Source organism: Cellulosimicrobium funkei, from assembly GCF_004519295.1.
Taxonomy (GTDB): Bacteria; Actinomycetota; Actinomycetes; order Actinomycetales; family Cellulomonadaceae; genus Cellulosimicrobium; species Cellulosimicrobium funkei.
This window is the reverse complement of record NZ_SOZH01000002.1, coordinates 229,790-254,191: the sequence shown is the minus strand read 5'-3', so window position 1 is coordinate 254,191 and position 24,402 is coordinate 229,790. Positions and strand designations below refer to the sequence as shown.

General features: G+C 75.4%; 25 protein-coding genes. 16 read left to right on the top strand and 9 right to left on the bottom strand.

The annotated features are described in order from the left end of the window. The first annotated feature begins 79 nt into the window (after positions 1–79). Entirely contained in the window at positions 80–616 is a 537-nt protein-coding gene (locus E1O70_RS02875; RefSeq protein ID WP_082774837.1) for a MarR family winged helix-turn-helix transcriptional regulator, read from the top strand. Positions 617–773: 157 nt separating this feature from the next. Here E1O70_RS02875 and E1O70_RS02870 read toward each other — a convergent pair whose 3' ends face one another. The 3 genes from E1O70_RS02870 to E1O70_RS02860 are packed head-to-tail and all read right to left on the bottom strand — an operon-like array spanning position 774 to position 4,377. Continuing rightward, positions 774–2,225 (bottom strand): MFS transporter, encoded by a 1,452-nt coding sequence (locus tag E1O70_RS02870; RefSeq protein ID WP_082774839.1) that lies wholly within the window; start codon positions 2,223–2,225, stop codon positions 774–776. Continuing rightward, positions 2,222–3,166 (bottom strand): ChbG/HpnK family deacetylase, encoded by a 945-nt coding sequence (locus tag E1O70_RS02865; RefSeq protein WP_061269364.1) that lies wholly within the window; start codon positions 3,164–3,166, stop codon positions 2,222–2,224. Before E1O70_RS02865 ends, E1O70_RS02870 begins: the two co-directional genes overlap by 4 nt. Continuing rightward, positions 3,163–4,377 carry an ROK family transcriptional regulator gene (locus tag E1O70_RS02860; RefSeq protein ID WP_061269365.1) on the bottom strand — a complete coding sequence of 405 codons (1,215 nt, stop codon included), beginning with the start codon at positions 4,375–4,377 and terminating at the stop codon, positions 3,163–3,165. Before E1O70_RS02860 ends, E1O70_RS02865 begins: the two co-directional genes overlap by 4 nt. A gap of 142 nt (positions 4,378–4,519) precedes the next feature. Here E1O70_RS02860 and E1O70_RS02855 point away from each other — a divergent pair, with 142 nt between their 5' ends. The 3 genes from E1O70_RS02855 to E1O70_RS02845 all read left to right on the top strand — a co-directional run bounded on the left by E1O70_RS02855 (position 4,520) and on the right by E1O70_RS02845 (position 7,210). Beyond that, positions 4,520–5,101 (top strand): 1-acyl-sn-glycerol-3-phosphate acyltransferase, encoded by a 582-nt coding sequence (locus tag E1O70_RS02855; RefSeq protein WP_082774840.1) that lies wholly within the window; start codon positions 4,520–4,522, stop codon positions 5,099–5,101. Positions 5,102–5,478: 377 nt separating this feature from the next. Continuing rightward, a complete protein-coding gene (locus E1O70_RS20540) occupies positions 5,479–6,231 on the top strand; it encodes a lytic polysaccharide monooxygenase (protein ID WP_128957721.1) in 753 nt (250 codons plus the stop codon). A 241-nt stretch (positions 6,232–6,472) separates the two neighbouring features. Beyond that, on the top strand, positions 6,473–7,210 hold the full coding sequence (locus tag E1O70_RS02845; RefSeq protein ID WP_021483737.1) for a lytic polysaccharide monooxygenase: 738 nt from the start codon (positions 6,473–6,475) through the stop codon (positions 7,208–7,210). Positions 7,211–7,350: 140 nt separating this feature from the next. Here E1O70_RS02845 and E1O70_RS02840 read toward each other — a convergent pair whose 3' ends face one another. Further along, positions 7,351–7,728 (bottom strand): RNA-binding S4 domain-containing protein, encoded by a 378-nt coding sequence (locus E1O70_RS02840; protein WP_034651673.1) that lies wholly within the window; start codon positions 7,726–7,728, stop codon positions 7,351–7,353. A 170-nt stretch (positions 7,729–7,898) separates the two neighbouring features. On the opposite strand from E1O70_RS02840, the gene E1O70_RS02835 reads away from it, so the two are divergent. The 3 genes from E1O70_RS02835 (at position 7,899) to E1O70_RS02825 (ending at position 10,635) form a co-directional block, all read left to right on the top strand. After that, positions 7,899–8,165, top strand: a complete 267-nt coding sequence (locus tag E1O70_RS02835; protein ID WP_009865881.1) for a GlsB/YeaQ/YmgE family stress response membrane protein — start codon at positions 7,899–7,901, stop codon at positions 8,163–8,165. Positions 8,166–8,290: 125 nt separating this feature from the next. After that, positions 8,291–9,475 (top strand): GNAT family N-acetyltransferase, encoded by a 1,185-nt coding sequence (locus E1O70_RS02830; RefSeq protein WP_061267785.1) that lies wholly within the window; start codon positions 8,291–8,293, stop codon positions 9,473–9,475. After that, complete coding sequence (locus E1O70_RS02825; RefSeq protein WP_061267786.1) at positions 9,472–10,635, top strand: GNAT family N-acetyltransferase; 1,164 nt, start codon at positions 9,472–9,474, stop codon at positions 10,633–10,635. Before E1O70_RS02830 ends, E1O70_RS02825 begins: the two co-directional genes overlap by 4 nt. 27 nt (positions 10,636–10,662) lie before the next feature. On the opposite strand, the gene E1O70_RS02820 is transcribed toward E1O70_RS02825, so the two are convergent. Further along, positions 10,663–11,241 carry a dienelactone hydrolase family protein gene (locus tag E1O70_RS02820; protein WP_021483513.1) on the bottom strand — a complete coding sequence of 193 codons (579 nt, stop codon included), beginning with the start codon at positions 11,239–11,241 and terminating at the stop codon, positions 10,663–10,665. Between the two features lie 210 nt (positions 11,242–11,451). On the opposite strand from E1O70_RS02820, the gene pgi reads away from it, so the two are divergent. The 7 genes from pgi to E1O70_RS02785 all read left to right on the top strand — a co-directional run bounded on the left by pgi (position 11,452) and on the right by E1O70_RS02785 (position 19,485). Continuing rightward, entirely contained in the window at positions 11,452–13,179 is a 1,728-nt protein-coding gene (gene pgi / locus E1O70_RS02815) for a glucose-6-phosphate isomerase (protein WP_061267787.1), read from the top strand. 269 nt (positions 13,180–13,448) lie between these two features. Beyond that, complete coding sequence (locus E1O70_RS02810) at positions 13,449–14,288, top strand: STAS domain-containing protein (protein ID WP_043653447.1); 840 nt, start codon at positions 13,449–13,451, stop codon at positions 14,286–14,288. Next, positions 14,285–14,689 carry an STAS domain-containing protein gene (locus tag E1O70_RS02805; RefSeq protein WP_021483159.1) on the top strand — a complete coding sequence of 135 codons (405 nt, stop codon included), beginning with the start codon at positions 14,285–14,287 and terminating at the stop codon, positions 14,687–14,689. Before E1O70_RS02810 ends, E1O70_RS02805 begins: the two co-directional genes overlap by 4 nt. Then, the gene (locus E1O70_RS02800; protein ID WP_034651654.1) at positions 14,686–15,108 is read left to right on the top strand and encodes an anti-sigma regulatory factor; all 423 of its coding nucleotides are present in this window, start codon (positions 14,686–14,688) and stop codon (positions 15,106–15,108) included. Before E1O70_RS02805 ends, E1O70_RS02800 begins: the two co-directional genes overlap by 4 nt. Further along, positions 15,105–16,145, top strand: coding sequence for an ATP-binding SpoIIE family protein phosphatase (locus E1O70_RS02795; RefSeq protein ID WP_051027905.1), 1,041 nt, complete (start codon positions 15,105–15,107; stop codon positions 16,143–16,145). The genes E1O70_RS02800 and E1O70_RS02795 overlap by 4 nt, the downstream gene beginning before the upstream one ends. Beyond that, positions 16,142–17,878 carry an ATP-binding protein gene (locus E1O70_RS02790; protein ID WP_043653465.1) on the top strand — a complete coding sequence of 579 codons (1,737 nt, stop codon included), beginning with the start codon at positions 16,142–16,144 and terminating at the stop codon, positions 17,876–17,878. The genes E1O70_RS02795 and E1O70_RS02790 overlap by 4 nt, the downstream gene beginning before the upstream one ends. Continuing rightward, positions 17,875–19,485 carry a fused response regulator/phosphatase gene (locus tag E1O70_RS02785; protein WP_061267788.1) on the top strand — a complete coding sequence of 537 codons (1,611 nt, stop codon included), beginning with the start codon at positions 17,875–17,877 and terminating at the stop codon, positions 19,483–19,485. Before E1O70_RS02790 ends, E1O70_RS02785 begins: the two co-directional genes overlap by 4 nt. Here the strand turns inward: E1O70_RS02785 and E1O70_RS02780 are convergent. Together E1O70_RS02780 and E1O70_RS02775 are read right to left on the bottom strand one after the other, a co-directional pair. Continuing rightward, complete coding sequence (locus E1O70_RS02780) at positions 19,443–20,063, bottom strand: dihydrofolate reductase family protein (protein ID WP_009863654.1); 621 nt, start codon at positions 20,061–20,063, stop codon at positions 19,443–19,445. The two genes, E1O70_RS02785 and E1O70_RS02780, sit on opposite strands and share 43 nt — an antisense overlap. 182 nt (positions 20,064–20,245) lie before the next feature. Then, positions 20,246–20,704, bottom strand: a complete 459-nt coding sequence (locus tag E1O70_RS02775; protein WP_240696575.1) for a DUF6069 family protein — start codon at positions 20,702–20,704, stop codon at positions 20,246–20,248. A 222-nt stretch (positions 20,705–20,926) separates the two neighbouring features. On the opposite strand from E1O70_RS02775, the gene E1O70_RS02770 reads away from it, so the two are divergent. Beyond that, a complete protein-coding gene (locus E1O70_RS02770; protein ID WP_082774466.1) occupies positions 20,927–22,192 on the top strand; it encodes a sensor histidine kinase in 1,266 nt (421 codons plus the stop codon). 89 nt (positions 22,193–22,281) lie between these two features. Beyond that, positions 22,282–22,914: a response regulator gene (locus E1O70_RS02765; RefSeq protein ID WP_205688606.1), complete on the top strand. Its 633-nt coding sequence runs from the start codon at positions 22,282–22,284 to the stop codon at positions 22,912–22,914. A gap of 3 nt (positions 22,915–22,917) precedes the next feature. Here the strand turns inward: E1O70_RS02765 and E1O70_RS02760 are convergent, their stop codons facing one another. Further along, entirely contained in the window at positions 22,918–23,238 is a 321-nt protein-coding gene (locus E1O70_RS02760) for a DUF4235 domain-containing protein (RefSeq protein WP_061267789.1), read from the bottom strand. Positions 23,239–23,302: 64 nt separating this feature from the next. Further along, a complete protein-coding gene (locus tag E1O70_RS02755) occupies positions 23,303–24,400 on the bottom strand; it encodes an ABC transporter ATP-binding protein (protein WP_370670913.1) in 1,098 nt (365 codons plus the stop codon). Between the last annotated feature and the right edge of the window lie 2 nt (positions 24,401–24,402).

Below are 24,402 nucleotides of genomic sequence, written 5' to 3'. Positions count from 1 at the left end.
ATCTCAAGATACGTTGTTGAGCAGAACATATCGAGAACAGATAGGTGGTGCAACCGCATTCCCGCGGTACCCTGAGCGGATGAGCACGAGCGCGACGACCGCCGCACCCACCGGCCCGACCGAGCTCCCCGGCCGCCTCGAGGACCTCGGCTGGCACCTCGGCGTCCTGCTGCGCGCCTACCGCGCGACCGTCGAGCAGGCGCTCGACGACGTCCCGCACGGCACGCGCGGCTACCAGGTCCTCGTGACCGTGGCGCAGGGCGACCACCCCACGCAGCTCGCGCTCGCCGAGCACCACGGCATCGACCGCACCGTCATGACGTACCTCGTCGACGACCTCGTCGCGTCCGGCCTCGTCGAGCGGCAGCAGAACCCCGCCGACCGGCGCGCGCGCCGCGTCGTCGCGACGCCCGAGGGCCGCCGTCGTCTCGCCGGGTGGGCCGCCGCCGTGCACGACGCCGAGGAGGAGCTCCTCGACATGCTCTCGCCCGACGAGCGCAGCACCTTCCGCACCCTCATGCGCCGCGTCGCGTGCGACCTCCGCGACATCGACGCGGGCACCGACCCGTGCGCCGTCGCCGAGCACACCCTCGGCACCACCACCCCGCCCAGGTAGAGGCGGGGCCCGCCGAGGTAGAGCCAGGGTCAGCCGAGGTAGAGCCGTGGTGCGCCTCGCGCGCGACCACGGCTCTACCTCGCGCGACCACGGCTCTACCTCGCGTGACCAGGGCTCTACCTCGGGCGACCGGGGCTCTACCTCGCGGGGGCGGGGGCTACCTCGGGAGGGGGTCCGCGGCGGTCGGTGAGGCGTCGGCGAGGGCGGCGTCGGTGCCCTCGGGGTCCCGGCCGCGCAGCGGGTAGAGCCAGAAGCACACGAAGGCCAGGGCGGCGATGAGGACGGGGACGCCGCCGAGCAGGAGGCGCACGCCCGTCGCGACGCTCTCCGGCTGCACGACGTCGCCCGTGCCCTCGACGTACCCGCTCGCGGAGAGCACGGCCGCGACCAGGACGGCCTGCACGATCACGGACCCGCGCACGACGAACCCGTTGGCCCCGAAGTACATGCCCTCGCGGCGCAGGCCGGTGCGGCGCTCGTCGTCGTCGATGACCTGCGCGAGCGCGACCTCGAGCACCTGCATGAGGCCGGCCACGCCGACGCCGACGGCGAGCCCCGCGAGCGCGGCGCCGAGCACGGTGGTCGGCACGAGGTAGAGGCACGTCGCGAGCCCGTACACGGCGACGACCCACAGCATCGTGGAGCGCGGGCCGATGCGGCGCACGACCCACGACCACCCGACGATCGCCGGGATGGCGGCGACGAAGATCGGCGCGAGGAGGAACGTCGCGTCGGCCTCCGCCCCGCCGAGCACGTAGCGCACGTAGAACGGCACGGCGGCGAGCACGATCGCGGTGGTGCTCTGCAGCAGCAGCGACCCGAGCACGTAGGTGACGAACGCCCGGTTCGCGAACGTGTAGCGCAGCTGGGCGCCGAGCCCGACGGCGGCCTCGCGCTCGCGCACCGCCGCGACGTCGACGGGGCGCTCGACCATGCCGACGAGGGACCACGCGAAGAACCCGAGGCTCACGACGGCGAGGAGCAGCGCCATCCACGTCCACCCGAGCGTCCCGTACAGCAGCGGGGCGCCGGCGGTGCCGAGGATCATGCCGACGAGGCCGAAGATCTGGCGCGGCGCGTTCCCGCGGGCGCGCTCCGCCGTCGTGCGGAAGATCTCGGGGAACAGCGCGGAGACGTTGAGCACGACGACGACGTACGCGACGTCGTACACGGCGACGACGACGAGGAACCACACGACGAGCCCGGTGGGGCTCAGCGCGGGCGGCATCCACACGAGCGCGAACGCAACGACGAGCGGCACGACGCCGAGCCCGATCCACGGCACGCGACGGCCCCAGCGGGTGCGCCGCCGGTCGGAGGCCGCGCCGACGAGCGGGTTGAGCACCGCGTTGAGGACGCCGTGCGCGACCATCGCGCCCGCGACCCAGCCGGCGGGCACGCCGAGGTGGTCGACGTAGAAGTAGACGACGAACGCGGAGAACGTCTGGAGCAGCAGGTTCGCGGGGAACGCGGACGCGCCGTAGGCGACGGTCTGCGCGCGCGTGGCCGCGCCCACCAGGCGGCGGTCCCGCACGCGGGCCAGCAGCCCTCCGGTCGGCGCCCGTCCGCTCGGCACCGTGCCCGACGGCGTCCCGGACGGCGCGCTCATCGCTCGCCCCGCTGGACCGCGCGGAGGTCGCGCCAGCCGACGCGGACGAGGCCCTCCTCGGCGACCACGGCGGCGACGGCCGGGTCGGCCAGGAGGCGGTGCTCGAACCCACGCTTCGGCGCGGCGTAGTCGGCGACGTCGCCGAGCTCGTCGTCGTCGAGCATGGGGTGCAGGTAGATCTCGGTGACGCCGGACGGCACGCGGCGCAGCAGGTCGAGGAAGCCGTCGCGGACGTCCTCGTAGCCCTCCGCGTCGTCCGTGCCCTCGCCGGCGAGCTCGAACGGGTGCGTCCACAGGCGGTCGACGAGCACGACCCCGAGCGCGTCGGCCGCCGCGGTCGCCTCGTCGAGGAGCGGCTGGAAGTCGCCGGGCGGCAGGAGCATCCCGTCGGTCGTGCGCGGCAGGCGGAACGGCAGCCCGTGCCGGGCCGCGAGCTCGAACACCTGCGGCAGGAACGAGCGCCCCGTCTCGAGCCCGTAGACCGAGCCCATGTGGTTGTCGAGGTGCGAGACGTCGACCCCGGCGGCGAGCGCCGCGTCGAGCTGCGCCGCGAGCTCGGCCGCGACGTCCTCGGCGCGCGCCCGCTGCTCGACGGTGCGGACGTCGCGCGGGAAGTACCCCGCGGCGTCGACGAGCGAGGTCCCCGCCCCCGTGAGGGGCCGCCACCGGTAGCGCGTCCACTCGCTCGTGAGCACGAGGTGGACGCCGACGTCGACGGGGTGCGCCGCAGCGAACGCGAGCGCGTCCGGCGCCCAGCCGCACGGCACCATGACGGTCGCGGAGTCGAGGTGCCCCGCGAGGAGCAGCTCGGAGATCGCGCGGTTCGCCGCCCGGCACATGCCGTAGTCGTCGGCGTTGAGGATCACGGCGCGCGCGTCGCCCGCGAGGCCCAGCCGGGACACCAGGTCCGACGGCGGCCCGCCCGCCGCGGGCGTCGTCACGACGCGGCCTCCGCGTGCTCGTCGTCGGCCTCGCCGCTCTCGCCCGGTGCGGAGTGAGCCGCGGCGGCGCGGAACACCTCGTCGCGCAGGGCGTCGCTCGCGGACCGGGCCGCGCCCACGACGACGGCGTCGCTCGTGAGCTCCGACGGGACGACCCGCACGGGCAGCACGGCCAGCTTCTCGCCGAGGAACCGCTGCACGCGCTCGGCGATCGGGGGGCGCGCGGCGTGGTTGGTGAGGACGAAGAGCTCCGGCTCGACGACGAGCGCGACGGCCGCCGCCACGACGCCGATGCGCTCCGCGACCTCGTCCAGCACGTCGCCGGACGCGCCGTCGCCCTGCGCTGCGCGGTCCACGATGTCCTTGACCGCGATGTCGTCCGGGAGGCCGTTCTCCTTCGCGATGGCCGCGATCGACGACGCCCCGAGCGTCTCCGAGCCGAGCGACCGGCCGGGGTGCGGGAGGAAGGACACCTCGCCCGCGCCGCCCGCCGCGCCGCGGTGCAGGCGACCGTCGAGGACGAGTCCGGCGCCGAACCCGTCGCCGAGCCCCAGCACGACGAACGTCCGGACCCCCGCCGCGACGCCGTCGCGCTGCTCCGCGAGCGCCGCGAGGTTGAGGTCGTTCTCGAGCGTGACCGGGCAGCCGAGCGCGTCGACGAGCGCGTCGTGGAGGTCCGTGCCGCCCTTCTCGAAGCCCGGCACCCGGCGGATCGTCGCGTGGTCCGGGCTGACGATCGACGGCACCGCCGCGACGGCGCGCGTCACCTCGACGCTCGCGCCCTCGGGCAGCCGGGCCTCGACGTCGGTCACGCACGCGCGGGCCAGCTCGGCGGCGGCGCGGGCGCGCGCCGTCGGGGTCGGCCTGACGTCGCGACGCTCGGCGCGGGCACGGACCGCTCCCGTGACGTCGACGAGCGCGACCCGCACGCGGTCGCGCGCGACGTCGATCCCCAGCCCGAACGCGTAGTCCGGGTCGACCCGGTACAGCGTCGCGGCCGGGCCGCGACGGTCCCGGTCGAGCCCTGCCTCCGTGACGACGCCCGTCGCCTCGAGCGCGCGCAGGGTCTGCGCGACGGTCGTCTTCGACAGGCCGGTCGCCGCGACGACGTCGGGTCGGGCGACCTGCGCGCCGGTGCCGAGGACGTCGAGCACGGCGCGCGCGTTGAGGGTGCGCAGGAGGGCGGGGGTTCCGGCGGGAGTGGTGTCCATCTGGTCTCCGTCGAGCAGTGGGTGGTCGAGCAGACATGTCCGGGCCGAGCAGGTAGGGCGGGAAGTTCCCTACCCGCCGGAGACTAACCGCGCTGCCTGTGGTTGTCGACGGCGGCCCCGCGCTCCCACCCTGTACCGTGACGTGGTGATCCGCCGAGCCCTCGCCCGCGCCTTCTGGGCGACCAGCCGGTGGCGGCTGCGCTCGCAGCCGTACGACACGAGCCGGCCCACGCTCCTCGTCGGCGCCCCGCACACGTCGAACTGGGACTTCGTGCTCATGCTCGCGATCGCCTGGAGCACCGGCATCCACGTGCGCTGGCTGGGCAAGCACACGCTGTTCGCCGGTCCCGCGGGCCCGGTCATGCGCGCGCTGGGCGGCATCCCCGTCGACCGGCGCGACCCGAGCCGGGTCGTGGCGGACGTCGTCGGCCGCCTCCAGGCGGGCGAGGTCTTCTCGCTCGTCGTCACGCCCGAGGGCACGCGCGGCGCCGGGTCGTACTGGAAGTCGGGCTTCTACCGGATCGCGCGCGAGGCGCACCTGCCGGTCACGCTCGGCTACGTGGACCGCACCACGATGACGACGGGCCTCGGCCCGACGATCGACCTCACCGGTGACGTCCGCGCCGACATGGACGTCGTGCGCGCGTTCTACGCCGACAAGTCCGGCCTCCGGCCCGCGCTGCGCACCGAGCCGCGGCTGCGCGAGGAGGACGCGCCCGCCTGACGGGCCGCGGACCCGAACGCGCCTCGGACGCGTTCCCGCGCAGGGGCGCACCGGGCCGTCCGACGCCCTCGTTCCCAGACGCTCGTCCAGCTCGGGCCGCCGTCTCGTCCGGCGTCCCGGCGCCCTACGTAGTCCCCACACTTTTCACCCGCCGGACGGATGCCCGAGGCACGTCGCGAGGGGGTCGCGGACCCCGGTCCAGCCGCACGAAGACGCCCTCCGCAGGTCGTCGCGTACGGGACATCCCGTACTCCGGAGCGGCCCTGCGTAGGCGTTGGAGCCTCGTCCTCCACCTGCTTACGGTCCCCCTCGTCACGGTCGACGGTGCGGGCTCCGCACGACGTCGGCCCTCCCCGACCTAGGAAGCGAGTCCCCCGATGAAGCGACTCCGCGCGGCGCTCCTCGCCGCCGTCGTGGGCGCGACCGCGATCATCGCCCCGATCGCGATCGCCCCCAGCGCCTCGGCGCACGGCTGGATCACCTCTCCCCCCAGCCGGCAGGACAACTGCGCGAAGGGCACCACGTCCTTCGACTGCGGTTCCATCAAGTACGAGCCCCAGTCCGTCGAGGCCCCCAAGGGCTCGATGAAGTGCTCCGGCGGCAGCGGCTACGCGATCCTCGACGACGCGAGCAAGCCCTGGCCCCGCACGACCACGGGCCGCGACGTGACGTTCCAGTGGAACCTCACGGCGAACCACGCCACGAGCGTGTGGGAGTACTTCGTCGACGGCCAGCTCTTCGCGACGTTCGACGGCGGCGGCGTCCAGCCCCCCAAGAACATCTCGCACACCCTCAAGGGCCTGCCGCTCGGCAACCACACGATCCTCGCGCGCTGGAACGTGTCGAACACGGTCAACGCGTTCTACAACTGCGTCGACCTGACCGTCACGGCCGACGGCACCAACCCCGGCGGGGGCACCCCCGGCGGTGGCACGCCCGGTGAGGGCGGCACCCCCGGCGGCGGCACGCCGGGCACCTGCGCGGACCCGGCGTGGGCCGCGACGTCGACCTACACGGGCGGCGCGAAGGTCTCCTACGCGGGCAACGTGTACGAGGCGAAGTGGTGGACGCAGAACAACGTCCCGGGCTCCGAGGCATGGGGGCCGTGGAAGCTGATCGGCGCCTGCTGACCTGCTGAACCCCGCGACGGCGGGTGGTCTCGTCCCACGGGCGAGACCACCCGCCGTCGTGCGTCGCCGACCCGGCGACGAGGGCGCGCCCGGCGCGCGTACGCGGAAGCACGTACGGGCTTTGCCCAATTGTCCGGCTCTCCGCCCGTTTCGTAGCGTCGAGGTGCCCGATCCGAGAGGCGGCCCGCGAGGAAGCGCGCCGCAGGACCCATGCACCACCGGATGGAGAGCGAGACATCTCATGCGAAGACTGAGAGCGGTACTCCTGGCAGCCGTCGTCGGCGCGGTCGCGATCATCGCGCCCGTGGCCGTCGCACCGAGCGCGAGCGCCCACGGCTGGATCACGTCGCCGCCGAGCCGGCAGGACCACTGCGCGAAGGGCACGACGTCCTTCGACTGCGGCTCGATCAAGTACGAGCCCCAGTCCGTCGAGGCGCCCAAGGGCTCGATGCAGTGTTCGGGCGGCAGCGGCTTCAGCATCCTCGACGACTCGAGCAAGCCCTGGCCGCGCACGCAGACCGGCACGTCGGTCACGTTCCAGTGGAAGCTCACCGCGGCGCACAACACGAGCACGTGGGAGTACTTCGTCGACGGCGTGCTGTTCAAGACGTTCAACCAGAACGGCGCGCAGCCGCCCAGCAACATCTCCCACACCCTGACGGGCCTGCCCGAGGGCAACCACACGATCCTCGCGCGCTGGAACGTGTCGAACACGGTCAACGCGTTCTACAACTGCGTCGACCTGAAGATCGGCAGCGGCGGGACCGACCCGGGCAACCCCGGGAACCCCGGCAACCCCGGGAACCCGGGCAACCCCGGCACGTGCACGGCTCCCGCCTGGTCGGCGAGCGCCGCCTACGTCGGCGGGGCGAACGTCTCCTACTCCGGCCGCAACTACCAGGCCAAGTGGTGGACGACGGGCGAGAACCCGTCGCAGAGCGGCCAGTGGGGCGTCTGGAAGGACCTCGGAGCCTGCTGACCTGCTGATCCCGGGAGCGATCCCGACAGCACTGCCGACGGCCGGCGGACGCGTGCTCGCACGCGACCGTCGGCCGTCCTGCGCGTCGGGCGTGCGGGGCCGCACGGGGCGCGGTCGCGCGGGTCGGCGGCTGCGGGAGGTCAGCCCCGGCCCCGCAGCCGGTCGAGGTCGCGGCGCTCGCGCTTCGTGGGGCGCCCGGCACCACGGTCGCGGACGGCGACGCGCACGGTGAGCTCGCGCGGCGGCGGGGGCGGGCTCTGGTCGTCGACGGCCGTCGCGGCGAGGGTCGCGGACACCCGCTTCACGAGCACCTTCTCGACGACGAGGATCCGCTCGACCGGACCGCCCCGCACGACGACGCGGTCCTTCACCTTCACGCTCGTCGCGGGCTTCGCGCGCTCGCCGTTGACGCGCACGTGCCCCGCCTTCACGGCGGCGGTCGCCTGCGAGCGGCTCTTGAACACGCGGACGGCCCACAGCCAGCTGTCGACGCGCGCGCTCGTCGCCTCGGTCGTCACCACCCTCCGAGCCTACGAGACCGCGCAGTGCGCGGTGCCGGCGGGGCCGCCCGCCCCGGCAGACCGCCGTCGACGTGCGAGGACCGGGCGCCCGTGCCACGGTGGTGTCAGGTCATTCGGGGCAAGAGTCCTTTTGGCCGGATCTGTCCCTACGGGAAACGGAGCGTGACATGGGCATCATCGGCTGGATCCTCATCGGCCTCATCATGGGTGCCATCGCCCGCGCGATCGTGCCGGGCAAGCAGAAGGGCGGCTGGATCGTCACCCTTCTGCTGGGCATCGTGGGCGCCCTGCTCGGCGGGTTCATCGCCTCGGCGGTGTTCGGCACCGACGTCAACGAGGAGTTCTTCGACCTCGGCACGTGGGGCTTCGCGCTCATCGGCTCCATCATCGTGGTGTTCATCTGGTCCTGGTTCACCAACCGCAAGCGCGCCTGACGGCGTCGGCCGCACCGGCGGCCCGCTTCCCCGGACGGCCCGGTCCCCTCAGGGACCGGGCCGTCCGTGCGTCCCCGGGCGTATTGCCGTGGACGCGCCGCCCGTGCGCCGGACACGCTGGACCCATGAGCGCCGTCGCCCCTCCCGTCCCGGACGTCTCCCTCCCGCGCGGGTACACGCTCGTCGAGGCCCCGCACCCCGCGTCGCTCGACGCGCCCGAGGCGTGGGCCTACCTCGCCGTCGCGGACGTCGGCCGCGAGCACGAGCTCGAGGTGCACGGCTACGAGGACCTCGCGCTGCCGCCCCGCGAGATCTTCACGGGCATGGCCCACCAGGAGTACTCCACGAAGCGCCGGTTCGTCGTCGTGCGCTCCGCCGCGGCGGCCGCGTGGCACGAGCAGGGCGTCCCGCCCGCGGTGGCGGACGTCGTCGCGCACCTCTTCGTGACCCGCCCCGTCACGAGCAACGAGCACCTGGGCGAGTCCTACGCCGTCGTGCGTCCCGCCGAGCGCGGCCGCGGCATCGGGGGCGCGCTGCTCGCGCTCGGCGAGCGGCTGAACCTCGACGCGGGGCGCACCGTGCTCTTCTCGGACACGAACCACGGCGAGGAGCCGCCGCCCGGGCCCGGCGCGCTCGAGGCCACGACGGGCGCCGGCAGGGTCCCCGCGGACGCGCCCGGCCCGCGCTTCCTGCGCGCCCACGGGTACGTGCTCGAGCAGGTCGAGCGGCACTCGGTGCTCGACCTCCCGGTCGCGCCCGCGGTCCTCGACGCGCACCGCGAGGACGCCCGGGCCGCCGCGGGCGGTGACTACCGCCTGCACTCCTGGACCGACGAGGTCCCGGAGGCCTGGGCCGACCAGGTGGCAGTCCTCTTCACGCGCATGAGCACCGACGCGCCGACGGGCGGCGTCGACTACGGCGAGGACCCGTGGGACGCGCGGCGCGTGCGGACGTGGGTGCAGCAGCGGGCGGAGAACGACGACGCGTTCCTCGTGTGCGCCGCGGAGCACGTGCCGTCGGGCACGTTCGCGGCGTTCACCGTGCTCGTCCACCCGCGCGGCCGCGAGGACTTCGCGATCCAGGAGGACACGCTCGTGCTGCGCGAGCACCGCGGGCGCCGCCTCGGGATGCTCGTCAAGGTCGCCAACCTCGACGCGCTCGCCGCGCAGCGCCCCGGCGCCCGGCGCGTCCACACGTGGAACGCGCAGGAGAACGACCACATGCTCGCGATCAACGTCGCGCTCGGCTTCCGCCCCGCGGGCGTGTGGGCCGCGTGGCAGCGCCGGACGACCCCGGAGGACGCCGAGTGAGCGCAGGACCGACCACCGCCACGACCCGCGACGGGCGCGTGCGCATCGAGCCCGTCCCCGGGCGCCTCGACGCGCCCGACGCGTGGGCCGTCCACGGCACGGTCCGCGTCGGCGACGCGATCGACCGCGCGATCCACGGCCACACCGACCTCGCGCTCGACCCCGCCACGGTCGCGTCCACCGTCGCCAGCGCCGGCTACCGCCGCGTGCTGCGGTGGGTCGCGGTGCTCGACGACGCCCCGCACGGCACGACGCCGCATCCCGAGGACGTCGTCGGCCGGTCGATGGTGGCGCTCCCGCAGCAGGGCAACACGCACACGGCGCTCGTCTACGTCGGCGTGGACCCGGCGCACCGGCGCCGCGGCGTCGGCACGGCGCTGTGGGAGGCGGCGCTCGACGTCGTGCGCGCCGAGGGGCGGCGCGTGGTCCAGTCCGACTCGTCCTTCGCGCCGGAGCCGCCGCCCGGCCCGGGTGCGATCGAGGCGCCCACGGGCAGCGGGCGCGTCCCGGCGCACGACGACGCGACGACCTTCGCGCTGCACCGCGGCTTCACGCTCGCGCAGGTGATGCGGCACTCCGTGCTCGAGCTCCCGGTGCCGTCGGGCGTGCTCGACCCGCTGCGAGACGCGGCGACGGCGCGGGCGGCCGGGTACCGCGTGCACGTGTGGACGGACGACGTCCCCGAGGAGTGGCTCGCGCAGCTCGCGGTGCTCGAGACGCGCATGAGCACCGACGCCCCGAGCGGGGGACTCGACCTCGCGGAGGACCCGTGGGACGCGGAGCGCGTCCGGACCTTCTCCCGGGAGATCCACGACCGGGGCCGCGGCTACGTCGTCGCCGCGGCGGAGGACACGGCGACGGGCACGCTCGCCGCGTTCTCGATGGTCGCGTACCCCCGCGACCGGCCCGAGGTCGTGTTCCAGGAGGACACGCTCGTGCTGCGCGAGCACCGCGGGCGCAGCCTGGGCCTGCTCGTCAAGGTCGCTGTGCTCGACGAGCTGGCGCGCGCCCGGCCGTCGTCGCGCCGTGTGCACACGTGGAACGCCGAGGAGAACCGGCACATGCTCGCGATCAACGTCGCGCTGGGCTTCGCGCCCACGGGCGTCGAGGCGGAGTGGCAGCTCGTCCTCGACGCACCGGACCCCGGCAGCGCGCCCTGACCCCGGGGGCCGCCGCGGCCCGACCGCTCAGCGGATGCCGTCGAGGAAGCGGATCACCCGCTCGGTGACGAGCGCGGCGGCCTCCGGCTCGTACGACGGCAGGCTCGGGTCCGTGAAGAGGTGGCGGTCGCCGGGGTAGACGAACAGCTCGGCGTCGGGCGTGGACTCCACGAGCTCGCGCGCCGCGTCGAGGTCGCCCTCGCCCGCGAACGACGGGTCCGCGTCCATGCCGTGCACCTGGACGGGCACGGCGTCGGGCCAGGCGTCGCCGAACTCGGAGACGGGCACGCACGCCTCGAGGAGCACCGCGCCCTTGGCGCCCGGCTGCGTCTGGGCGAGCATCTGGGCCGGGAGGACGCCGAGGGAGACCCCGGCGTACACGACGCCGAGGTCGTAGCCGTCCACGGCCCCCCGGGCGCGCTCCAGCACGGTCCCGAAACCGAGCTCCTGCACGTGGGCCATGCCCTCGTCGAGGGTCGCGAACGTGCGCCCCTCGAAGAGGTCCGGCGTGTGCACCACGTTCCCCGCGCCGCGCAGGGTCTCCGCGAGCGTCCGCACGCCCTCCGTCAGTCCCTGCACGTGGTGGAACAGCACGACCTCCGCCATGGTCCCTCCTCCGATCGTCGCTCGTGGGCCGTGCGACGGCACCGCCGCCCGGTGCGCGCCCGACGGCGCACGACCCCCATCGTCGCGCGACCCGCCCACGCACGCCCGGGGTCCAGGGACCTGCGGCGGCCGTTCGTCAGGCCGCCGGACCATGGACCGCGGGACGGTCGGGGTGGGCGAGGGCCGACGTCGGTCAGTAGTTTGGTGGTCATGACCTCGCAGCCCGTGCCGCCCCCGATCGACCCCACCTCCACGCCGTCCTGGACCGCGCTGACCGTGCACCGCGACACCGTGGAGCCGGACCTGCGCACCTGGTTCGCGGCCGACCCGGACCGCGCGCGCCGCCTCACGCACCAGGCGGCCGACCTCACGGTCGACCTGTCGAAGAACCTGGTCACCGACGAGACGCTCGAACTGCTCGTGCGCCTCGCCGAGGAGGTCCACCTCGACGACCGCCTCGAGGCGATGTTCACGGGCGAGCACATCAACGTCACGGAGGACCGCGCCGTCCTGCACACCGCCCTGCGCCGGCCGACCCCGCTGGGCGACGACGAGCACCTCGTCGTCGACGGGCAGGACGTCGACGCGGACGTGCACGCCGAGCTCGCGAAGGTCTACGCGTTCGCGGACAAGGTCCGCTCGGGCGAGTGGACGGGCGTCACGGGCGAGCGCGTCCGCACGGTCGTGAACATCGGCATCGGCGGCTCCGACCTCGGACCGGTCATGGCGTACGAGGCGCTGCTGCCGTACAAGCACCAGGACATCGAGGTCCGGTTCGTCTCGAACATCGACCCGACGGACGTCGCGGAGAAGACGGCGGGCCTCGACCCGCGCACCACGCTGTTCATCGTCGCGTCGAAGACGTTCGGCACGCTCGAGACGCTGACCAACGCGCGCCTCGCGCGCGACTGGCTGTGGACGGAGCTCGCGGCGGTCGGCGCGATCGAGGACACGGACGAGTCCCGGCAGGCCGCCGTCGCGCAGCACTTCGTCGCGGTCTCGACCGCGCTCGACAAGGTCGCGGCGTTCGGGATCGACCCGGCGAACGCGTTCGGGTTCTGGGACTGGGTCGGCGGGCGCTACTCGGTCGACTCCGCGATCGGCACCTCGCTCGCGATCGCGATCGGCCCTGACCGGTTCGCCGAGCTGCTCGCGGGCTTCCACGCGATCGACGAGCACGTGCGCCGCACGCCGTTCGAGCGCAACGTCCCGGTCCTCATGGGGCTGCTCAACGTCTGGTACGTGAACTTCCTCGACGCGCACACGCACGCCGTGCTCCCGTACGCGCAGTACCTGCACCGCTTCCCGGCCTACCTCCAGCAGCTCACCATGGAGTCCAACGGCAAGCGCGTGCGCTGGGACGGCTCCCCCGTGACGACGGAGACCGGCGAGATCTTCTGGGGCGAGCCGGGCACGAACGGCCAGCACGCGTTCTACCAGCTCATCCACCAGGGCACCCGCCTCATCCCGGCCGACTTCATCGCGGTCGCGAACCCCGCGCACCCGCTCGTCGACGCGGTGGGCGACGGCGGCGCGGTCCAGCCCGGTGCGGACGTGCACGGCCTGTTCCTCGCGAACTTCTTCGCCCAGACCAAGGCGCTCGCGTTCGGCAAGACGGCGGACGAGGTCCGCGCCGAGGGCACCCCGGAGCACCTCGTGAGCGCCCGCACGTTCCCGGGCAACCGCCCGACGACGTCGATCCTCGCTCCCGCGCTCACGCCGTCGGTCCTGGGCCAGCTCATCGCGCTCTACGAGCACATCACGTTCGTGCAGGGCGTCGTGTGGGGCATCGACAGCTTCGACCAGTGGGGCGTCGAGCTCGGCAAGAAGCTCGCGCTCGAGATCGCGCCGGCCGTCGCGGGCGACGAGGACGCCCTCGCGGCGCAGGACCCGAGCACCGCGGCCCTCATCGACCGTTACCTCGACCTGCGCAGCTAGCCCGCGCCCCGCCCGGGCACGGGGACGACCGTGCTCGGGCGGCTCGCGGGGGGCGGTCGTGCGCACGGGGACGGGCCGAGCGCCTCCGCGGACCGCGTCCCGCGGTGTGTCCTCCGCCTCACGGCGGGGACGTGTCGCGCGGTCGCGGCGCTGTGCGCGCGACCGCGCGTCCACAGCCGCGCTGCGAGCGCCCGCGCCCTGCGTACACTGGCGGGCGCGCGACCGCCGCGAGCCCGTTCGGCGTCGCTCTCACCGTGGAAGGAACCCCGATGGCCGACGCCGCCACCCCCGAGACTCTCGCCCGGACCCTGATCGAGCACGCGGACGCCGTGCGCAGCGCGTGGCTGGAGGCTGCAGCGAACGAGCTCCACGGCCGCACCTCGCGGGGCGAGCTCGAGCGCGAGCAGGGCGAGATCCTCGACGCGCTCCTCGAGGGCCTGCGCGCCGGCGGCGTGTCGCTCGCCGAGCCGGCGTTCGACCAGCTCCGGGGCATCCTCGCGGACGTGTCGTCCGCACGCGCGCGCCTCGGCTTCACGCCGCGCGAGACCGCGATCGGCGTCTTCGCCCTCAAGGAGGGCCTGTACCGGCTCGACTCCGCGACCGGTGCCGACACGGACGTCACCCCGCTGCTGCGCCTCGTCGACCAGCTCGGGCTCTTCACGTTCGAGACGTTCGCGGCCGCGCGCGAGGCGATCATCGCCGAGCAGGCCGAGCAGCTGCTCGAGCTCTCCACGCCCGTGGTCAAGCTCTGGGAGGGCATCGTCGCGGTGCCGCTCGTGGGGACGCTCGACTCCGCGCGCACCCAGGTCGTCATGGAGAAGCTGCTCAACACGCTCGTCGACACGGGCAGCGAGCACGCGATCATCGACATCACGGGCGTGCCCGCGGTGGACACCCAGGTCGCGCAGCACCTGCTCAAGACGGTCGTCGCGGCGCGCCTCATGGGCGCCGAGTGCACGATCAGCGGCATCCGCCCGCAGATCGCGCAGACGATCGTCGCGCTCGGCATCGAGTTCGGCGACATCCGCACGCGCGCGACCCTCGCCGACGCCCTCGTCGACGCGCTGCGCGCGAGCCGCGACACCCGGCAGGCCGGGCTCCCCGCATGACCGACGGCGTCCCCATCCTCAAGATCGGCTCGACGCTCCTCGTCTCGATCCAGATCGACCTCCAGGACGACACGGCGCTGCAGCTCCAGGAGGACCTCGCCCAGCGGATCACCGACACCGGTGCGCGCGGCGTGATCATCGACATCTCCGGGCTGGAGATCGTCGACTCGTTCATCGGCCGCATGCTCGCGTCGGTCGCCGGGATCTCGCACGTGCTCGACGCGACGACGGTGGTCGTGGGCATGCGCCCGGCCGTCGCCATCACCATGGTCGAGCTCGGCCTGTCGCTCGGCGACGTCCGCACCGCGCTGGACGTCGAGCGCGGCCTCGCGCTCCTCGCCCCCGAGGAGCGGTCCGCCGAGGACGTGCTCCTCGCCGCCGCCGAGCGCGAGGAGAGGTGAGCACGACCACCCCGCCGCCGACGACCGCGGAGCGCGTGCCGGTCCGCACGGACTCCGACGTCGTCAAGGTGCGCCAGCTCGTGCGGTCGCTCGCGCAGCAGGCACGCCTCTCGCTCGTCGACCAGACGAAGCTCGTGACGGCGGCGAGCGAGCTCGCGCGCAACACCCTCGTGTACGGGGGCGGTGGCGAGGCCGAGGTGCAGCTCGTCACGGAGGGGGCGCGGACGGGCGTCCGCGCCGTCTTCTCGGACGAGGGGCCGGGCATCCCCGACCTCGACCTCGCGCTCACCGACGGCTGGACCAGCGGCGGCGGGCTCGGGCTCGGGCTCTCGGGGTCACGACGCCTCGTCCAGCACTTCGCGATCGACACCGCGCCGGGCGTGGGCACGCGCGTCGAGATCGCGACCTGGTCCCGATGACCTCGGCGGAGCCGGACCGCCCGGACGACCGCCGCACGCTCGTCGAGGACGGGACCTGGTACACCGTGGACCACCCGTCCGCGGTCGGCAGCGTGCGGCGCGGCGCGAGCACCGCCGCGCGGAACCTCGGGCTCGACGACGAGCGCGCGGCGGAGGTCGGCCTCGTCGTCTCCGAGCTCGCGACCAACCAGTGCCGCCACGCCGGGGGTGGCTCGGTGCTCGTCCGCGTCCGGCGCACCGGCGCCGAGGCCGCGCTCGACGTGCTCGCCGTCGACGCCGGGCCCGGTATGCGGGACATCACCGCGGCGATGCGCGACGGCGTCTCGAGCCGCGGCACGCTCGGCATCGGCCTCGGCACCCTCCCCCGCCTCGCGTCGGCGTGGGACGCGTGGACGTCGCCCGGCCAGGGGACGGTCATCGCGGCGACGTTCGTCGCGCACGGCGCGACCGCCGACCTCGCGGCGCCCACGGGCGTGACCCGCCCCATGACCGGGCAGGACGTGTGCGGCGACGCCCTCGCGGTGCGCCACGACGACGGCGCGCCCAGCCTCCTCGTCGCCGACGGGCTCGGCCACGGCCCGCTCGCCGCGGTGGCCTCCGGCGCTGCCGTGCGGGCCTTCCTCGACGCGCCGCCCGGGAGCGCGGTCGCGCTCCTCGAGCGTGTGCACGGCGCCCTCGGCGGCACGCGCGGCGCAGCCGTCTCGGTGGTCCAGGCGTCGGGCGGCGTGCTGCGGCACGCAGGCCTCGGCAACATCGCCGGGACCGTCCACGGGGCGCGCTCGCGCGGGCTCGTGAGCCACCCCGGCATCGCCGGGACGCGCGGCCGGCCGCTGCGCGAGACGACGTACCCCGTCGAGCCGGGCGACGTCGTCGTGCTGCACAGCGACGGGCTGACGGCCCGGTGGTCGCTCGCCGACTATCCGGGCCTCGCCGTCCGCTCCCCCCTCGTCGTCGCGGGCGTCCTGCTCCGTGACCACGCCGTGCGCCGCGACGACTCGTGCGTGGCGGTGCTGCCGATCCCCCGGGAGGCCGCGTGAGCACCACCCTCCTCATCACCCAGCTGCGCTCGGACTCCGACGTGCTCGCGCTGCGCCGGGCGGGGCGGGAGATCTGCCGCCTGCTCGGCCTCGACACGCAGGACCAGGTGCGCGTCGCGACGGCGCTGTCCGAGATCGGGCGGTCCGCGGTCGGTTCCGGCACGGCCGACGTCGTCGTGGGCGTCCTGCCCGGGCTGCCGCAGGCCACGCTGCGCGCCGAGATCGTGGCGGGGACGCCGTTCCTCGTCGAGGGCGACTCGAGCGACGGCGGCGTCCCGGCCGCCCGACGGCTCGTCCCCGGCCTCCAGGTCGACCCGACGGGCACGCGCGTGCTCCTCACCAAGGCCCTGCCCGCGACCGCGCGCACGGACGAGGCGACGCTCGCGGGCGTGCGCCGGTCCACCGCCGCGGCGCACGTCGCCGACGCGAGCGACGAGGTGCGCGTCCAGAACGCCGAGCTCGTGCGGACGCTCGACGAGCTGACGCGCCAGCAGGACGAGCTCCGGCGCTTCAACGAGGAGCTGGAGGAGACGAACCGCGGCGTCCTCGCGATGTACGACCAGCTCTCGGCGGAGCTCGAGGAGACCAACACCGGCGTCGTCGCGCTGTACGCCGAGCTCGACGAGCGCGGCCGCGAGCTCGCCGCCGCGAACGAGGCGAAGACCCGCTTCCTGCGGAACGTCAGCCACGAGCTGCGCTCGCCCGTGAACTCGATCATCGGCCTCACCTCGCTCCTGTCGGACTCCCACCTCGACGCCGACCAGACGCAGCAGGTCGGGTTCCTGCGCGAGAGCGCGACGACGCTGCTCACGCTCGTCGACGAGCTGCTCGACCTCGCGCGCGCCGAGGCGGGCCACGACGACGTCGAGCCCACGCCCGTCGACCTCGGGGCGCTGCTCGACGAGCTGCGCGGCACGACCCTGCCGCTCGTGCGGTCCGGCGTCTCCCTGCGGGTCGCGGCCGAGCCGGGCCTCACGCTCGTCACCGACCGCCGGCTGCTGTCCCGCGTGCTGCGCAACCTGCTGACGAACGCGGTGAAGTTCACGGACGAGGGCGAGGTCGTGCTGCGGGCGGCGGCCGACGGCGACGTCGTGCGGTTCGACGTGCGCGACACGGGTCTCGGGATCCCGGCCGACCAGCTCGAGGCCGTGTTCGAGGAGTTCGTCCAGGTGCCCAACCGCCTCCAGCCGACCGTCCGCGGCACGGGCCTCGGCCTGCCGTACGCCCGCCGCACCTCCGAGGCGCTGGGCGGCACGCTCGTCGCGACGTCGCGCCCGGGCGCCGGGAGCGTGTTCACGCTGCGCCTCCCGTCCCTCTCCGCGGTGCCCGAGGACGCCCCCGCCGCGCGCCCGGAGCCCGAGGAGGCCCCCGGCCGCGACACCCCGCTCGGGCACGTGCTCGTCGTCGACGACGACCGGGCCTACGCGTCGGTCGTCGCCTCGATGCTCCGCGACGCCGCGGCGCGCGTCAGCGTCGCGCACGACGCCACGCACGCGCTCGCCCTCCTGCACGACGGCCCGGCCGACGTCGCGCTCCTCGACGTGTGCCTGCCCGGCACGGACGGCCTCGCGCTGCGGTCGCGAATCCGCGACGTCCACCCGGCCACGGCCGCCGTGCTCATGTCGAGCGCGCCACCGCCGCCCGGCATCGGCGACGTGCCGTTCCTCGCCAAGTCCGAGATCGACCGCGACCGCCTGGTGGCGGCCCTCGGGCGCGAGGTGCGGAGCCGATGAACGCCGACCGCACCGTGCTCGTCGTCGACGACACGCCCGCGCACCGGTACGTCATGGCGAGCTGGCTGCGGCGGGCCGGGTTCGGCGTCGTCGAGGCCGGGACCGGCCGTGACGCGCTCGCGCACGCCACGACCCCGGTCGACGCCGTCGTGCTCGACGTGAACCTGCCGGACCTCTCGGGCCGCGAGGTGTGCCGGATCCTCAAGAGCGACCCCGCGACCGCGCACCTCCCCGTCCTGCACGTCTCCGCGACCGACGTCGACGCCGCCGCGCGCACTGCCGGGCTGGAGGGCGGCGCGGACGCCTACCTGCCCGAGCCGCTCGACCGCGACGAGTTCCTCGCGACGATCAGCGCGCTGTGCCGGCGCGTCGACGCCCAGCGTGGTGCCGGGCGCACCGCCCGCCGCCTGGAGGCGCTCACCGACGCGCTCGTCCCCCTGCACGAGGCGCGCTCCCCCGAGGCCGTCGCCGACCACGCCGCCCGGGGCGCGTGCGCCGTCCTCGGTCGCGCCGTGATCTCGATGGTCGTCGCGGACGCCGGGGTCGTGCTGCGCTCCGTCTGCGTCGCGGAGGGCGCCGCGCTCGTGCGCGGTCGCGGCCCGACGGCGGTCCTCCCGCCGACCGGGGCGTCGACCGCCGTGTTCGGCCCGGACGAGGTCCCCCTCCCCTGGCGGCCGCTCTTCGACGAGGCGGGCGTCGGGCCGTCGGCGTGGTTCACGCACTGGCTCGTCGACGCGTCGGGGGCGCTCGTCGGCGGCCTGGGCATCGAGGTCGGCGACGAGCCGCTGTCCGACGAGGAGCAGGAGGCCGCCGCGCGCTTCACGGAGGCCGCGACGGTCGCGCTGTCGAACCTGCGCACGTTCACCGAGGAGCACCGGATCGCCCTCGCGCTCCAGCGCGCGCTCCTGCCGTCGGGGCTGCAGGTGAGCGGCGGGGTCGAGGTCGTCGCGCGCTACGAGGCGTCGGACGACCGGCTGGACGTCGGCGGCGACTTCTACGACGCGTTCGACCTGCCGGACGGGCGCGTGGCCGTCGTCATCGGCGACGTCCAGGGGCACTCGCTGCGCGCGGCGACCGTGATGGCGGAGGTGCGGGTCACGCTGCGCGCCTACCTGCGCGAGGGCCACGACGCGGCGTCCGCCCTGGACCTGCTCAACACGGCGCTGCGCGAGGACCACCCCGAGTTCGCGACCGTGTGCGTGTGCGTGCTCGACCCCCGGACCGGTGCCCTCGAGCTGACGGACGCCGGCCACCTGCCCGCGCTCCTCGTGCGCGCCGACGGCACGGTCGACCGGGCCAAGGCGGGCTCGCGCCTGCTGGGCGTACCCAGCCCGCGGTCCCGCCCCGCGCACCACGACGTGCTCGCCCCCGGCGACCTCCTCGTGCTCGTGACCGACGGTCTCGTCGAGCGCCGCGGGGCGTCGCTCGTGGACGCGCTGGACCGGCTGGCCGAGGTCGCCGGGCGGAGCGCCGGCGCGAGCCCGGCGCTCCTGTGCGAGCGCGTCGTCGCCGCGTTCGACGACCCGGGCCGCGAGGACGACGTCGCGGTGGTCGCCGTCACGCGTCACGCGTCGCCGGACGGCACCTTGTCCTTGACGTCGTCGTAGCCGACGTCCCCGGGGATCTCGCCCGGGGCGTAGACGAGCCGCACGACGCCTGTGGGGAACGTCTCCGAGCGCAGGAGCGTCAGCGGGTAGACGGGCTCGCCCTCGTCGAACAGCCGCTCGCCCGTGCGCGCCGCGACGGGGTGGACGAGCAGGCGCAGCTCGTCGAGCAGCCCCGCCGCGAGGAGCTGGCGCACGACCGAGATCGACCCGGCGACGAGCACCTTGCCGAGTCCCGGCTCCTCCTTGAGGGCGCGGACCGCGTCGACGAGGTCGCCGTCGACCCGCTCGACGTGCCGCCACCCGAGGTCCTGGTCGCCGCGCGTCGCGACGATCTTGCGCAGGTTCCCGAGGCGCGCGGCGAACTCCGCGTCCTCCTCCCCGGCGGTCTCCCGCTCGGGCCACGCGCCGGCGAAGCTGTCGTACGTGACGCGCCCGAGGAGGAGCGCGTCGACGTCCCGGTAGTCCTCGTCCACCGCCGCGGCCATGTGGTCGTCGAAGTAGGGGAAGTGCCACGCCGGGTCGATCTCGGCGACGCCGTCGAGCGAGAGGAACAGGGTGGACACGAGCGTCGCGGTCATGGTGGGCCTTCCGGTCGGGAGGATCGACGAGAAACAGACCGTAGCCGCAGCGGAATCTCATCGTCCCCGGCCGAACACGCCACCAATCCCCCGTCGAACACGGGGTCAGCGACCAGATCCGGCGGATAACGGTCGCCGACCCCGTGTTCGGCGGAGGTGGGGGTGGGGGGTGGGGGCGGGGTTCAGCGGCGGAGGGCCAGGGTCAGGGTCGCGCCCACCGTCAGGTGCTCGACGACGAGCAGGGCCACCGCACCGGGCGTCACCGCTCCGAGCGGGCCGAGCAGGGAGACGAGCAGGACGACGCCGCACGTCACGAGCCAGGGCCGTCGGCCGCCCGAGCGCAGGCGGCCGAGCAGCGCACGCACGCCCCACCCGGCGTACCCGACGACGAGCGTCACGACGACGGCCGCCACGACGCCGACCGTCTGCGTCCCGGTCGCGGTGCGCACCGCGGGGTCGACGCCGAGCGCCGTCCCGACGAGCAGCACGACGGCGGCGACCACCGCCGCGACGGGCGGGACGGCCCAGCGCGGCACGCGCCGCGCCGTCCGCCCGTCCGGCACGGGGTGGCCTGGGACGTGCGAGGCGCCGCGCGAGGTGGCGTCCGAGGCGCTGCTCGACGTGCTCCGTGTCGTGGACATGACGTTCCTCCTTCGTCGCGCGGCGGAGCCGCGTCTCGTGCGGCCGGGGCCGCGGTCGGCGGGTGCCGACGTCTCCCACGCTCGCGGCCCGAGCGCCCGCCTCGCGTCGGCCGGACGGCGGGGGCCGGGCCGGCCGGCGTCGGGCCTCGACCCTCCTGCCGGACGGCGACCCCCGACCTTGGTCGGTGGTCGGCCGCGCACCGGCCGCCTAGCGTCCGGAGCATGACCACCACCGACTGCCCTCCCCTCGCCGGGCGCCCCGTTCTCGCGACGGCCGCCGCGCGCCGCGACGGCACGCACGTCCTCGTCCCCGGGTGGGTGGTCGCGCTCGCCTGGCTCGCCGTCGCGGTGCTCACGGCGCTCGCGACGGCCGGGGTCGTCGCGCAGGACGACGCCGGCGCGGCCCCGTGGCTCGACGTCGCCGTCGCGGTCCTCGCCCTCGCGGCGCTGCCCCTGCTGTGGTCGCGGACCCCGCGCGACGCCCCGGTGGTCGGCGCGCTGGTCCTCGCCTCGCTCGCGGCGTACTCGGGTGCCGCGACCCCGGCCTCGACCGTCACGACCCTGCAGGTCGCGCGCTGGTACCCGCTGCGCACCGCGCTCCCGGTCGCGGTCGCCGGGTTCGTCGGTCACGCCGTGCAGGCGCTGTGGCGGCCGCAGGCGCTGCCGCTCGGCTGGTGGCTCCTGTGCGACCTCGCCGTGCACGCCGCCCTGCTCGGCTGGGGCCAGTACGCGCGGGCGCGCGACCAGCTGCTGTGGTCGCTGCGGGACCGCGCGCGCCGCGCCGAGCGCGAGCAGGAGCGCCGTGTGGCCGAGGCGCGCGTCGCGGAGCGCACCCGGATAGCGCGCGAGATGCACGACACCCTCGCGCACCGGCTCTCGCTCCTCGCCGCCACGGCGGGCGCGCTCGAGTACCGGCCGGACGCCGACCCGGAGCGGCTCGCCCGCGCCGCGGGACTGGTGCGCGCCGGGGTGAGCTCGGCGCTCGACGACCTGCGCGACGTCGTACGGGTGCTGCGCGCCGAGCCCGGGCCCGGCGGGGCCGACGCGCTGTCGCCGCAGCCGACGCTCGACGACGTCGAGCGGCTCGTCGTGGAGGCGCGCGACGCCGGCGGCGACGTGACCTACGAGCGGACGGGGTCCGCCGACGTCCCGCCGACGGTCGCGGTCGCGGCCTTCCGCGTCGCGCAGGAGGGGCTGACGAACGCCCGGCGGCACGCGCCGGGCGGCCCGGTGACGCTCCGCGTCGCCGCCCGGGCGGGCGAGGTCCGGGTCACGGTGTCCGACGACGGCCCGCGCCGCGTCCCCGTCGGCGCGGGCGATGGCGGCGGCGGTGTCGGCCCGGGAGGCGTCGGCGACCGCGCGGGCAGCGGCACCGGCACCGGGCTGGTCGGGCTCCGGGAGCGCGTCGACCTGCTCGGCGGGACCCTCGACGTCGGGGCGCGGGACGCAGGGTTCGTCCTCGACGTCCGGCTACCGTGGGACGCGTGACGGAGCAGGGTGGGCGCGGGGACGCCCCGCGCGGGAGCGACGACCGCGACGACGGGCCGGTCCCCCCGGACACCGCGCGCACCCGCCTGGTGATCGTGGACGACGACGCGCTCGTCCGCGCCGGGCTGCGCCTCATGCTCGACGGCGCGCACGGGATCGAGGTCGTCGGCGAGGCCGCGGACGGCGCGGAGGTGACGGCCGTGCTCGACGCCCACCCGACCGACGTCGTGCTCATGGACCTGCGCATGCCGCGCGTCGACGGGATCGAGGCCACGCGGCGCGTGCGGGCGCGACCGGACGCGCCGGCCGTCGTCGTGCTCACGACGTTCGACACGGACGAGGAGGTCGTCGGAGCCCTGCACGCCGGGGCGTCCGGCTACCTGCTCAAGGACATGCCGCCCGAGCGGATCGTCGCCGCCGTGCGCGCGGCCGCGACGGGCGAACCCGTGCTGTCGCCGGAGATCGCGCGGCGTCTCATGACGTCGGTGGCCGACGCGGGCGGCCAGCGCGAGCGGGCCCGGGCCGCGCTCGACGCGCTCACCGGGCGCGAGCGCGACGTCGCGGTCGAGCTCGGCCGCGGCGCGACGAACGCGGACATCGCCGCGCGCCTGTTCCTCAGCGTCCCGACGGTCAAGGCCCACGTGTCGAGCGTGCTGCTCAAGCTCGGGCTGGAGAACCGGACGCAGGTCGCGCTGCTCGTCCACGCCGCGGGCCTCGACTGACCGTCAGTCGCCGGGCCACTCCCCCGTCCAGCGCTCGAACGCGCGCGCCCCGCCGCGGTCGATGAGCGCCTTCACCACCGCGTAGACCGCCCCCTGCAGGAGCGCCGCGAGCACGATCTCCTTGAGCGGGTACTCCGACTGCAAAGGTGTCGGGGCGTCCTTGCGGTGGCCGGGCGAGACCCGCTTGTAGATCTGCTTGAACACCTGCCCGGCGACGAGCCCGCCCACGACGGAGCTGACGATGCCGACGGGGCGGTACAGGATCTTCGCGGACTTGCTGCCGTTCTTCTCCGGGGGGTGGTCACCGGTCGTCACGTCGTCCATCCCCCGACGCTAGGTCGGCTGCGGCGCTCTCGCTCGTCGCACGCCCGGGCGACCCGCCCGGGCGTCAGTCCGGGACGACGGCGCACCCGGCCGGGTCGACGACGACCCGCACCCGGTCGCCCTGCTCGACGACCGCCGGGGCGCCCGCGAGCGCCACCAGCCGCGCGGGCGCACCGCCGGAGCGTCCGGGCAGGTCGACGTCGACGGTCACCTCGACCGCGCCGCGGCGGAACACGCTCCCGACGACGGTCGCGTCCCACGCGTCGTCCGACGCCGGCATGCCCTCGCCCGCGAGCCGCAGGCCGCGCGGACCGACCGCGAGCAGGTTCCCGGGCCCGTGCGGGACGAACGCCTGGTAGCCGAGGAACTCCGCGGCGCGGCGCGATCCGGGCGCGCGCCAGAGGTCCTCGGGCGGCGCGACCTGGAGGAGCCGGCCCGCGTCCATGACGGCGACGCGGTCGGCGACGGTGAACGCCTCGTCGTGGTCGTGGGTGACGAAGACGGCCGTCGTGCCGGTGGCGCGCAGGGCCTCGCGCAGGTCGAGCGCGAGGCGCTCGCGCAGTCCCCGGTCGAGCGCGGAGAGGGGCTCGTCGAGCAGGAGCAGGCGGGGGCGCGGCGCGAGCGACCGCGCGAGCGCGACGCGCTGGCGCTCGCCCCCGCTGAGCGTCGCGACCGCGCGCCGCTCGTACCCGGCGAGCCCGACGACGTCGAGCAGCTCGGCCACGCGCGCGTCGCGCTCGGCGCGCGGCAGCCCCGCGATCCCGTAGGCGACGTTGCCCGCGACGTCGCGGTGCGGGAAGAGCTGGCCCTCCTGGAACATGAGCCCGAACCCGCGGCGGTGCACGGGGACGCCCGTGAGGTCGCGGCCGTCCCACGCCACGGAGCCCGCGGCGACCGGCTCGAGCCCCGCGACGGCGCGCAGCAGGCTCGACTTGCCGCAGCCGCTCGGCCCGAGCAGGGCGAGCACCTCGCCGGGCGCGACGTCGAGCGTGACGCCCGCGACCGCCGTCGTGCCGGGGTCCGTGCGCGCTCCCCCGGCGCCGCGCCCGCCGTACCGCACGACGACGTCGCGCACCGCGAGCCCGGCGGCCTCCCCGGTGCCGGGGCCGGGGCGCGACGGCTCCGGCGCGCCCGCGCGCGCGGGGGCGGGGTCGGTCTGCACCA